The sequence below is a fragment of the Noviherbaspirillum denitrificans genome (assembly GCF_002211445.1).
Classification (GTDB): Bacteria; Pseudomonadota; Gammaproteobacteria; order Burkholderiales; family Burkholderiaceae_D; genus Noviherbaspirillum; species Noviherbaspirillum denitrificans.
The window spans coordinates 3,433,736-3,445,487 of record NZ_LSTO01000001.1; the positions used below are offsets into that span (position 1 = coordinate 3,433,736).

Genomic DNA, 11,752 nt, shown 5'->3' on the forward strand with positions numbered 1-11,752 from the left:
ATGCACGCTGCGACCGCTGCCAAGATTGGCGGACAGGCCGATCTTGAAAGGGCGGCACTTCGCTTTGCCGCTGGAAGTAGAAATATTCATCATGCGTGCTCCAGTTCAGGTTGGCAGGACTGCGGGGCTACTGCATCGAGGCTGCAGGCGTGTGCATACGGCGCAGTGCGTCCGAGCGCTTCGCAGACCAGGTTGGCCGCCGCTTCTCCCGCGGCGAGGCAGTACTTGAAACCCCGCCCGGAAAAGGCCGCGAGCGTGAACAGGCCCTCGGCGGCGAATCCGATCTGCGGCCGCAGGTTGGCGCTGTACAGGTCGTAGCCGGCAATGGCGCCCAGCGGTTGCGGCGAGATTCCCGCATGCAGCACGCCGGCCGCGCGCATCCTCGCGTCCTCGACCATCGCCCGCGATACGGCAGGCAGGTCAGTGACGGGCGCGGCATGCGGCAGGTCGGTATTGCACTTCGAACCGCAGAAGAATGTGCCGTCGCCGGCCGGCACGAAATAGGTCTGGTTGCATTCGTCGACCAGCGGCGTCACCGTCGCCCCTTGCATGCGCACCAGCGGAATGCTGCGTACGAACACCGGCAGTTGCGGCAGGTAATCCCGCGTCGCCTGCCCGGCTGCCACCACCGCAATGGAAGCGCGCAGCGTGCCGTGCGGCAGCACGATGTTCCAGCCGTGCGGAGCCCGTTCCAGGCGGATGTCGCTGCCCGCGTTTTCCAGCACGGTGCCGCCCATGTCGACCAGGGAACGGACCAATTGCTGGCAAGTGAGGCGCGCATTGCCGTGGCCGCCCATCGGTTCATGCAAGGCCAGCGGCGCCGGATGGTCGGGCCGCAGGAAGGGCAGTTCCTGCAGGCAGCTCGCGGGCAGGCGGCGCATGACCGGATAGCCCTTCTCTTCCAGCCACTGCGCGCCGGCGGCGGCCGCCTCGATGTTTTCCGGCGCCACCAGGTAATGGAAGCCGGTGCGCTTGAGCGGCGACGGTCCCGGCAATCCATGCCGCTCCCACTCGGCGAACAGGGACACGCCGCGCAGCGACAACTGCATGAGCGCGGGATCCGGATCGTAGGCGCGCACGATCCCGCCGGTCATCGACGATGCCCCGCCACCGCCGGCCACACCCGGCTCCACCACGCACACGCGCAAGCCTGCGCGCGCCAGGAACCAGGCCACCGGGCAGCCAGCGGCACCGCCGCCGAGCACCGCCACATCGAAGTGCCGGATCGCCATCATGCTGCCTCGAGCACGAGCGGTTCCGACGATGCGGCAGCCAGCGCGGCGTCGAGCCATTCGGCGGCGACCGATTGCTCCAGGCCGATGCGTTGCATCAGCGCGGACGACCATGCCGGATGGATGGGGCTGGACAGCACCGCATAGGCGGCCAGCAGCATGCGAGCGTCGGCGGCGCGGTGCACGGCGGCATCGGCAGCCAGGTCGAGCACGGATGCGCACACCCGCGCCAGCCTGCGCATCGAGAACGCCCCTTCGCTGCCGGCATGGCGCCAGTCGCGCAGCAAGGTATTGAATGCAGCGCGGTCGCATGCGGCGATGGCGATGAAAGCCTGCTTCTGGTTCGCATTGAACAAGGTATCGCGCAAGCGGTTGAGCTTGCCGTTGAACGCCGTCTCGTACCACGCCGAGAATTCCGCCATGCTGAAGTTGCACACCGCTTCTTCCGGGCTGTTGAGCGCCAGGTAAGTACGCACCGCATCGGCGGGATGCGTCTTCAGGATGTCGCGCACCCAGATCGCATGGCCGCGGCTGGTCGAGAAATCCTCGCCTTCCAGCTTGAGGAAGCGGTTGGTATAGATCTGCACATCGCGCTGGAAACCGTCGACCAGCGACAGCAGCACCGGATAGGCAATCGCGTGGCTGAAGGAGCAGTCGAAACCGAGGAAATGCACCAGGCCGGTGTCGCGGTCCTTGAGCCAAGCATCGATCAGCTCCGGCTTGCCCTGGCGGTCCGCCCATTCGCAGAAGGTGGCGAAGTAACCGGCGATACCGCTGAACCAGGTATGCACGTTGGGTTGGCCCGGTTCGTCGAGTTCGATGCCGTATTCATGCGGACGGGTGACCGCCCAGTCGAGGTCGGGCAGCGCCAGCACTTCTTCCAGGTAGGCGCGCAGGTGCGGACGCAGCGCCTTCGTCTCGTACAGCGAACGCAGGAAACCGCGGAAGGCATCGAGGCGCAGGTATTCGCGTTCGACGGTGCGCCATTCCACCTCGGATGGGCCGAGGGTGCAGCGGATGTTCTCCATTTTCGTCACATCCGGCGCATGCGCGCAGTCTTCGCACTGGCTGGCATCGGAGGATGCGCCGCAATGGTTGCAGTCGCCGCGGCCGAAGGCTTCATAGCCGTACATGTCGAAGGCCGGGAAATACGGGATGCGGCTGGCCTTGCTGACTACGTTGCCGCTGTCGCGCGCCGCCGTATAGAACTGCGTCACCGCGCGGCGGAAGTAATCGTTGTGTCCGGCCTGGTGGAACCAGTCCAGTTCGATATCGATCATGCGCAGCGTCTCGGCGATCTTGGTGCCGTTCTCGCGGCCCAGCGCAAAGCGTTCGACGTTCAGCTCGCGTGCCTTGCGCGCCAGGTAGCTCTGGTAGTCGTCGGCGTAGCACAGCAGCACCACGTCGTCGCCGCGCAGGCGGCGCACGCGGGCATAGACGTCGGCCGCCATGTACGGACCGGAAATGTGCCCCAGGTGCAGGTCGCCGTTGGGCGTCGGCGGAGCGATGGTGACGATCTTGCGTGCCATGTCAGAGAACCTCCTCTTGCAGATAATTGGTGGCGGCGTCCTTGTCCCAGAAAATGCAGTACATGTGGAAGTCGTTGCCGCTGTCGTTTTGAATGAAGTGTTCGCTGCCCGGCGGCACCGCGACCACGTCGCCTTTCTTGAGCGGATGCGGTTTGCCGTCCAGCACCACATCGGCGTTGCCGTCGATGCAGATGAAAATCTCGCGCTCCATGTGCGCGTGCGGCAGGGACCGCGTCCCCGGGCGCACCACGCACCAGGCGCCGCCGAAGGGCGCGACCACGCCCTCCCAGGGCAGCAGGCGCTTGGCATCGAGGTCGTACTCGTGCTTGAGCTGCGTCCAATCCATCCGGTTGATTGCTTGCATGTGCCTGGCCTCCGCTTACGGTTGGATGGATTCGGCCTGGGCCGCGCGTTCGACCACGGTGCGCACCGTCTTCACCGACTGCATCGCTTCGCCCAGTGCGCTGCGCAAGATGGCCAGCGCCTGTGTTGCCTCGTCCATGCTCAGCGTGAGCGGGGGCAGCAGGCGCACCACGATGTCGTCACGGCCGCCGAGTTCCACGATCAGGCCCTTCTGCAGCGCGAACTTCTGCACCACCTTCGCGATTTCGGGAGAGGGTCTGCGGGTGAGCGGATCGCAGACTTCGAGGCCAAGCATGAAGCCGCGGCCACGTGCATCGGACACCAGCGGGAACTCGTCCGCCAGCTTGCGCAAACCGTCAAGCAGGAAGGCGCCGACTTCGCGCACATTGCCCAGCACATCGTCCTCGCGCACCACGCGGATGGTTTCGACGCCGGCCGCGAACGCAATCTGGTTGCCGCGGAAGGTGCCGATGTGGGCGCCAGGCTTCCAGACATTCATGCGCTTGTTGTAGAACATCAGCGCCACCGGCGAACCCATGCCGCTCAGCGCCTTGGCTGCCAGCACGATGTCCGGCTCGATGCCGTACTGCTCAAAGGCGAACCAGGTGCCGGTGCGTCCGCAGCCGGTCTGGATCTCGTCGATGATGAGCGGGATATCGAACTCGCGCGTCACGGCACGCACCCGGCGCACGAACTCCAGGTCGGCCGGAATCACCCCGCCCTCGCCCTGCACCAGTTCCATGATCACGGCGGCCGGACGGCGCAGGCCGGAGTTCGGATCGCGCAGCGACTTTTCCAGGTAGGTCGCGCAATTGGTATTGCAGTTGTCGCGCTTCAGCCCCACCGGACAGTCATGGCAGTGCGAATACGGGAAGAAGTGCACGCCCGGCATCAGGTTGCCGAGATGGATCTTCACCTCGCGCAGGCCGGTGACCGCCATGGTCCCGTGGCCCGCGCCGTGGTAGCCGCCCTGGAAGCTGATCACTTCATCGCCGCAGGTGTACAGCTTGGACAGCTTGAGCGCCGCTTCCACCGCATCGCTGCCGGTCGGGCCGCAGAAATGCACCAGCATGTCGTCGCGGATCGCTTCGGGCAGCATCGACAGTTGCGCCTGGCGGAACGCGGTCTTCACCTCGGTCGGGAAGTCCAGCCCTTGCGTGAGCTTGTCGAGCTGCTGCTTCGCCGCCGCGATCACGCGTGGATGGTTGTGCCCGAGCGGCATCACGCCGGCGCCGGTGAGGCAATCGAGGAAGACGTTGCCGTCCATGTCTTCTACATAGCTTCCCTGCGCCGCCTTGATGGCGATGGTCAGTTTGCGCGGATAGGAGACAGCGCCGGATTCTTCCTTGCGCTGCAGCGCCAGCTGCTCCGAGGACAGCGGTCCCGGCACGGCGGTCTGGATGGAAGGACGGGTATAGGCCTGGCTGGCGATCGCGATGGCTGCGCTCATCTCAGGCCCCCGACAGTGCAGGCTGGTTGAAGATCACCGGGTTCGGCAGCGGCAGGGGATCGACCGTCCAGTCGGCGTTCGCCCTGGCACCCGCCAGCTCTACCGTGATCGTGGAATTGCGCTCGGCGCCGATGATCGCCTTGCCATGCATGACCAGGTTCATGGTCTGGCCGGCGCGCAGGAAAAAGTCGCGCGAATCGCCCTCGACCGTGACCCACAGCATGCCGCTCGCGCAATGCACGCTGATCGGCTGGCGCACGTCCACCGTGCGGTTGTCGCCGGCGGAGAGGCTGAGCTCCCGGCCGAAACTGTCGCTCTGCAACACCTGTATGTTCATTTGCATCACCTCTTGTCGTTGAAGGAACAAGGGGGATGTTAGTCAGGCGCTAGTCAGAGTTGAAATGAATGCTTTGTATAGTGGCTATGCATGCGTGCATGGCGTTCCGCCGCCCGTGCGCGGCGGCGGGAGGGGGCGCGGTCAGGAACCGGCGGTGGTATCGAGGGAGAGACTATGCCGCTGCGCCTTTTCGCGCAGTGAAGCCGTAAACATCTGGGCCGATTCAGCGACCTTGAGGCGGCCAAGGTCGAAACGCTGCAGGTTTTGCATCACGGTCTGGTTGATCGACATCGTGGCCTGCATCATCAGCAGGTCCGACGCCGATGTGGCCGTATCGGTTTGGGTGGCCGGAATGAAGGGCGCCGCGCCCTCCTCCTTCTCCGCCAGCAGGCAATGATAGACGTCGGCCAGCGACACCGAATGCGGCGGGTGCATGCACACCCAGGTGTCGGAATGGGTCGCGTGCGGCGCGAGCAGCCCGCCCGCGGACAAGGTCCGCATCAGCTTGCGCAGGTAGCGCAGGGATACATTCAGCGATTCCGACAGTTGCTGCGCGGTGGGCGGGCGCGATGTATTGCAGATGAGTTGCGCCATCACCGCGAGCGCCGAGGACAACTGCGCATGCAGGCTTGCGTTGCCGAGGATGAAGTCTTCATGTTGAACCATGCGCACAGCCTTTCGGAAAAAAGGTGTGGCGCAGGTTAAAGGAACGCAGCGCAGCAAATCCAATGCAATGTCGGCATCGAACCATGCCGACATTGCATAACCTTCAAGCCGGTTCCGCAATACGCGCGATGGTTTGCGCGCCCTGTGTTCCGGCGCGCTCCGCGCGTATCCACTGCGCCGCCTTTTCCGCGATCATGATGGTCGGCGAATTGGTGTTGCCCGAAGTAATGGTCGGCATCACCGATGCATCGACCACGCGCAAGCCTTTCACACCGCGCACCCGCATCTGGCTGTCGACCACCGCCAGCGGATCCGATGCGCGCCCCATCTTGCAGGTGCCGATCGGATGGAAGATGGTGGTGCCGATATCGCCGGCGGCTTTCGCCAGTTCTTCCTCGGTGCGGTAATGCAGGCCGGGCTTGAATTCCTCCGGTGCGTACTTCTGCAAGGCCGGCGCGGCAACGATGTCGCGCGTGATCTTCAGGGAGTCGGCGGCCACCTTGCGGTCTTCCGGCGTGCTCAGGTAATTCGGTGTGATCTTCGGCGCCGCATAGGGATCGCCGGACGCGATGCGCACGTGGCCGCGTGCGGTCGGACGCAGGTTGCACACGCTGGCGGTGAAGGCCGGGAAGGGATGCAGCGGCTCGCCGAATTTTTCCAGCGACAAGGGCTGCACGTGGTACTCGATGTTCGGCGTCGGCTGCGACGGATCGGAGCGGGTGAAGGCGCCCAGTTGCGACGGCGCCATCGACATCGGGCCGCTGCGCGAGAACACATACTGCATCCCGATCTGCATCTTGCCGAGCAGGTTGTTGGCCATGGTGTTGAGCGTCTTCACGCCCTTCACCTTGAATGCCATGCGCAATTGCAGGTGGTCCTGCAGGTTCTCGCCCACGCCGGGCAGGTCGGCAACCATCGGGATGCCATGTTGGCGCAGCAGCGATGCGGAACCGATGCCCGACAGCTGCAGGATCTGCGGCGAACCGACTGCGCCCGCGGTTGAAATCGTTTCGTGGCGCGCCTCGGCAAACCACTCCGTGCCGCCGCCGGTGAACTCCACGCCAGTGCATGCCGGGCCCTGGTCCGTCTGCCGGATGCGCAAGCGCTTCACATGGCAGCCGGTCATGATGTCGAGCTTGCCCTTGCGGCCTTCGGTCGACTTGAGGAAGGCGCGCGCGGTGTTCCAGCGGAATCCCTTTTTCTGGTTCACTTCGAAATAGCCGCAGCCTTCGTTGTCGCCGCGGTTGAAATCGTCGATGTTCGGAATGCCGCGCTGTTTCGCCGCCTCACGGAAGGCATCGAGGATTTCCCAGGACAGGCGCTGCTTTTCCACGCGCCATTCGCCGCCAGCGCCGTGGAAGGCATCGCCGCCCTTGTGGTAATCCTCGCTCTTCTTGAAGACCGGCAGCACGTTTTCCCAGCGCCAGCTGTCGTCGCCGGTTAGCGCCGCCCATTCGTCATAATCACGCGCCTGGCCGCGCATGTAGATCATGCCGTTGATCGACGAGCAGCCGCCGAGCACCTTGCCGCGCGGGTAGATCAGCGCGCGGCCGTTCAAGCCCGGATCCGATTCGGTGCGGTACAGCCAGTCGGTGCGCGGGTTGTTGATGCAGTAGAGGTAACCCACCGGGATGTGGATCCACACGTAATCGTCCTTGCGGCCGGCTTCGATCAGCAGCACGGACACGTCCCTGTCCTGCGCGAGGCGGTTGGCGAGCACGCAGCCGGCGGTGCCGGCGCCGATGATGATGTAGTCGTAGGTTCCTGCGGATTCCATGGGGGCTCCAGGGAGGTGGGGTTCGGGGATGATGGGCTGACGGGCTTACGATGGCCTTACTTCGCCACCGGCATCGTAAACTCCGCCCCCTTCGCAATCGAATCCGGCCAGCGCTGCATCACCGACTTGTAGCGCGTATAGAAGCGCACGCCCTCTTCCCCGTATGCATGCAGGTCGCCGAACAGCGAGCGCTTCCAGCCGCCGAACGAATGCCATGCCATCGGCACCGGGATCGGCACGTTGACGCCGACCATGCCGACTTCGATGCGGCGCGAGAATTCGCGGGCGGTGTTGCCGTCGGACGTGAACAGCGACACGCCGTTGGCAAATTCATGGTTGTTGATCAGTTCCACCGCCGACGCAAAGTCCGGCACGCGCACCACGCACAGCACCGGCCCGAAGATTTCTTCCTTGTAGATCTTCATCTCCGGCGTCACATGGTCGAACAGCGAGCCGCCGAGGAAGAAGCCGTTCTCATGCCCCGGCACTTTCAGGCCGCGGCCGTCGACCAGCAGCTTCGCGCCGGAGCGTACGCCATCCTCGATATAGCCTTCGATCTTGTCCTTGTGCTGCGCGGTAACGACAGGCCCCATTTCCGCATCGGCTTCCATGCCGTTCTTCACCTTCAGCGACTTCACGCGCGGGATCAGCGCCTCGACCAGCTGGTCGGCGACGCCGCCCACCGCGACCGCCACCGAAATCGCCATGCAGCGCTCGCCGGCGGAACCGTAGGCCGCGCCGATCAGTGCATCGACCGCCTGGTCGAGGTTCGCATCGGGCATCACCACCAGGTGGTTCTTCGCGCCACCCAGCGCCTGCACCCGCATCGGGAATGCACCCTTGCGCTTCACGCCTTCGGTATAGATGTATTCGGCAATCGGCGTCGAGCCGACGAAGGACACGGCGTTCACATGCGGATGGTGCAGCAGCGCGTCCACGGCCACCTTGTCGCCCTGCACCACGTTGAACACGCCGTCCGGCAGGCCGGCCTCATGCAACATGTCGGCGATCATCAGCGAAGGCGACGGATCGCGCTCTGACGGCTTGAGGATGAAGGTATTGCCGGTCGCGATCGCCATCGGCGCCATCCACATCGGCACCATGAACGGGAAATTGAACGGCGTGATGCCGGCGGTGACGCCCAGCGGCTGGCGCAACTGCCAGTTGTCGATGCCGCCGCCAATGTTGTCGGTGAACTGCGTTTTCATCAGCTGCGGAATGCCGGTTGCGAATTCCACCACTTCCAGGCCGCGCACCACTTCGCCCTTGGCATCGGAAAACACCTTGCCGTGCTCGCGCGTGATCGCGGCGGCGAGGTCGTCGTGGTGCTTTTCAATCAATTCCTTGAACTTGGACAGGATGCGACCGCGCTTCAGCGGCGCGGTATCGGCCCATGCCGGCGCGGCGGCACGGGCTGCGGCGACTGCGGCATTGACTTCCTCCACGCTGGCCAGCACGACTTCGGCATTGGTTTCGCCGGTGGCGGGATTGAACACGGCCTGCTTGCGGCCGCTGGTCGATTCGGTCACACGACCACCGATGAAATGCTGGATGAGAGGCTTCGTCATAAGAAATCCTTTGGAAGAATGGCGGTTTTTCACAGCATATTCCTGTCCATCCAAGGAATCCAATGAGTTATTGTCAATCCTAATATTAAAGACTCTTATAATGCTTGGATGGACCTCACCCAGCTACGCGCCTTCGTCACGGTCGCCCGCGAAGGCAACCTGACCCGCGCCGCAGAAAAACTGCACCTGACCCAGCCCGCGGTCAGCCTGCAGATCAAGGCACTGCAATCCAGCCTCGACCTGGTCCTGTTCAATCGCACGTCCACCGGCATGGCGCTCACCGACGACGGCGCCAAGCTGCTGCCCTTTGCAGAACGGGTGATGGCCAGCGTCGCCGAATTCCGGGAAGGCGTCGCCGCGCTGCATACGACGCTCTCAGGCGCGTTATCCATCGGCACCATCCTCGACCCCGAATTCATCCGCCTCGGGCCCTTCCTGAAGCGCCTGGTGGAAACCTACCCCCAGTTATCCACACAACTGCAGCACGGCATGTCGGGCTGGGTATTGCAACAAGTGAAAGCCGGCGCGCTGGATGTCGGCTTCTTCCTCGGCACGCCGGGCAAGGAATGCCATTCGCTGACGCTGACCTCCTTCACCTACAGCGTGGTGGCACCGCAAGGCTGGAAGAACCGGGTCGCCGGCAAAGGCTGGGAAGCGCTGGCGAAGCTGCCATGGATCTGGACGCCGCCGGAATCGGCGCACAACCGCCTGCTGACGAAAACCTTCGGCCAGTACAAGGTCACGCCCAACAAGGTCGCGCTGGTCGACCAGGAGCCGTCGATGCTCAACCTGGTGAAATCCGGCGTCGGCCTGTCCCTGGTGCGCGAATCCATCGCGCTGCGCGAAGCCCATGCGCACGGCCTGGTGATCGCGGACGCGGTCAGCCTGTCGACCGAACTCTCCTTCATCGCGCTGGCCAGGCGCAAAAACGAACCGACGATCGCCGCCGCGTTCTCGCTTTTGCAGGAATTGTGGCAAAGCTGACAAGGAATGTGGATAAGTCCTTGCATAAGCCGTGAGTTGTTTGGGAACAAGCACGCCGGCTTGTGCACAGGCTTTTTTTATCCAAGATCTGTCCTTGCGCTGTACAGCGCCTATCAAGCGCTTATCCTTTGCGTAAACAGTTGATCGGATTGGTGTTAACCCGGTTATCCACAGAAAAGGCCGGTTGTTAACACTACTACTATCCGTATATATAAACCTTTATTCAAAAACCCCGGAAAGCTTCCTGCCGCGTTTCTCCGAAAAACCCGGTCCGTTGAGTTGCCTTTTTTGCTCCGCTTTTTTTCCGTTTGTTTTGCAGTAAAAAAACGCGATCACAACAAACGCTTGTGGATAACTCGTTGGATAGCAGCTTGAGTGATTGGGGAAAAGACAGGCAGAAATCCACAGGCGTTTTTTTATTCAAAAACTATCCTTTGCACATACACCTGTTATCCCGCTTTTTATACAGGACGTAAACGCTTGTTTACGTTTTGGTTTACCGGGTTATCCACAGATTTCGGCAGTTGTTAACACTACTACTATCCATATATATCAAAACCAAATTAAAAAACCCCGGAAACTTCAGCGGCCGCAGTTGCAAAGAAGCATGCAATGGCAATACGCTATCGAATTGCCCGTCTTCCAGACGGAAGTCATTGTTTTTCAAGAAAAAAATTGCCGATGTCTCAACAAATCACCCGCCTCGGACTGGTCAGCGCACTGCGCGAGGAACAATCCGGCCTTATTGAAGCCATGCAGGACACCCAAACCGTCACCAGGGGCATGCGCGACTACGTCACCGGCAAGCTGTGGGGAATCGATACTGTCTGCGTGCTGTCGCGCATAGGAAAGGTCGCAGCGGCCGCCACCGTGGCTACCCTCATCGAACGCTTCAACGTGTCCCATATCGTGTTTACGGGCGTTGCAGGGGCTGTGGAAAGCGATGTACAGGTTGGGGATATCGTGGTCGCGGATTCGCTGGCGCAGTACGACATGGACGCCACACCGCTGTTTCCGCGTTATGAAGTGCCTTTATTGGGGCAATCTCACTTCGGATCGGACAAGCACCTCACCGACCGCCTGACCGAAGCGGCCAACCAGTTCCTGTCCGGCGACCTGGAAAATGCGATCCCGTCGCAGGACCGTGATACCTTCCGGCTGGCGTCGCCCAGGGTTTTCCGCGGGCTGATCGCCAGCGGGGATGAATTTATTGACAGTCAGGCAAGACAGCTCGCGTTGAAGGAAGCGTTTCCTTCATTGCTGGCGGTGGAAATGGAAGGCGCGGCGGTGGCGCAGGTGTGTTTCGAATTCGGCGTGCCGTTTTCGGTGATACGGACGATTTCAGATGGCGCCAATGAAGCGTCGGCGCATGACTTCATGCAATTCATCGACAGCGTGGCGTCGCGCTATGCGTTTGGAATTGTGAAGAGGATGTGCGGGATGGGGGACTGCCTGCCGGAGGTGTAAGTGCTTGCAGGCGGGTATACATGGTGGAGCTTTTGACTTCTCTTTCCCCGTCATCCCCGCAAAGGCGGGGATCCATGCTGAGGCAATAATGCAGACTTACTATGGGTCCCCGCCTTCGCGGGGACGACATAGAAGTATCAAGCGTTTTCGGATGGTGCCAGCAGCGCCGAAAAGAGTTCAGCCAGCGTAATCCTCGCCGGATCCCCCGCCAGCCGCCAGAACCCCTCCCCGCCCGCATCCGGCCGAAGCAAGCCATTGCGGTAAAGACGGAGGCAGACCGCCTCCACCTCGTCCCGCGAATGATCCGATTCGCGTACAAGCCCGTCGAACCCCACCGCGGCGGGAAACTGCCGCAGCAGTTCCGCCAGGATGCAGGACG

General features: G+C 62.6%; 11 protein-coding genes. 2 read left to right on the forward strand and 9 right to left on the reverse strand.

The features are described 5' to 3' along the window. Positions 1 to 89: 89 nt before the first annotated feature. The 8 genes from AYR66_RS16620 to AYR66_RS16655 all read right to left on the reverse strand — a co-directional run bounded on the left by AYR66_RS16620 (position 90) and on the right by AYR66_RS16655 (position 8,922). Positions 90 to 1,235 (reverse strand): NAD(P)/FAD-dependent oxidoreductase, encoded by a 1,146-nt coding sequence (locus AYR66_RS16620; RefSeq protein WP_170942172.1) that lies wholly within the window; start codon positions 1,233 to 1,235, stop codon positions 90 to 92. Further along, on the reverse strand, positions 1,232 to 2,761 hold the full coding sequence (locus tag AYR66_RS16625; RefSeq protein WP_088708430.1) for a methionine--tRNA ligase: 1,530 nt from the start codon (positions 2,759 to 2,761) through the stop codon (positions 1,232 to 1,234). The genes AYR66_RS16620 and AYR66_RS16625 overlap by 4 nt, the downstream gene beginning before the upstream one ends. 1 nt (position 2,762) lies before the next feature. After that, entirely contained in the window at positions 2,763 to 3,125 is a 363-nt protein-coding gene (locus AYR66_RS16630; protein WP_170942173.1) for a cupin domain-containing protein, read from the reverse strand. Between the two features lie 15 nt (positions 3,126 to 3,140). Next, entirely contained in the window at positions 3,141 to 4,574 is a 1,434-nt protein-coding gene (locus AYR66_RS16635) for an aspartate aminotransferase family protein (RefSeq protein ID WP_088708431.1), read from the reverse strand. Position 4,575: 1 nt separating this feature from the next. Further along, positions 4,576 to 4,911 carry a DUF2917 domain-containing protein gene (locus AYR66_RS16640; RefSeq protein ID WP_170942174.1) on the reverse strand — a complete coding sequence of 112 codons (336 nt, stop codon included), beginning with the start codon at positions 4,909 to 4,911 and terminating at the stop codon, positions 4,576 to 4,578. A 141-nt stretch (positions 4,912 to 5,052) separates the two neighbouring features. Continuing rightward, positions 5,053 to 5,577, reverse strand: coding sequence for an Rrf2 family transcriptional regulator (locus tag AYR66_RS16645; RefSeq protein ID WP_170942175.1), 525 nt, complete (start codon positions 5,575 to 5,577; stop codon positions 5,053 to 5,055). 103 nt (positions 5,578 to 5,680) lie between these two features. Beyond that, complete coding sequence (locus tag AYR66_RS16650; RefSeq protein ID WP_088708434.1) at positions 5,681 to 7,354, reverse strand: GMC family oxidoreductase; 1,674 nt, start codon at positions 7,352 to 7,354, stop codon at positions 5,681 to 5,683. 56 nt (positions 7,355 to 7,410) lie between these two features. After that, a complete protein-coding gene (locus AYR66_RS16655; protein WP_088708435.1) occupies positions 7,411 to 8,922 on the reverse strand; it encodes a CoA-acylating methylmalonate-semialdehyde dehydrogenase in 1,512 nt (503 codons plus the stop codon). A gap of 108 nt (positions 8,923 to 9,030) precedes the next feature. Here AYR66_RS16655 and AYR66_RS16660 point away from each other — a divergent pair, with 108 nt between their 5' ends. Then, on the forward strand, positions 9,031 to 9,906 hold the full coding sequence (locus AYR66_RS16660) for a LysR family transcriptional regulator (RefSeq protein ID WP_088708436.1): 876 nt from the start codon (positions 9,031 to 9,033) through the stop codon (positions 9,904 to 9,906). 681 nt (positions 9,907 to 10,587) lie between these two features. Beyond that, positions 10,588 to 11,373, forward strand: coding sequence for a 5'-methylthioadenosine/adenosylhomocysteine nucleosidase (locus AYR66_RS16665; RefSeq protein ID WP_088708437.1), 786 nt, complete (start codon positions 10,588 to 10,590; stop codon positions 11,371 to 11,373). A 137-nt stretch (positions 11,374 to 11,510) separates the two neighbouring features. On the opposite strand, the gene AYR66_RS29640 is transcribed toward AYR66_RS16665, so the two are convergent. Then, positions 11,511 to 11,752, reverse strand: a 242-nt coding sequence (locus AYR66_RS29640; protein ID WP_206047201.1) for an Rrf2 family transcriptional regulator, incomplete at its 5' end; no start/stop codon positions are given.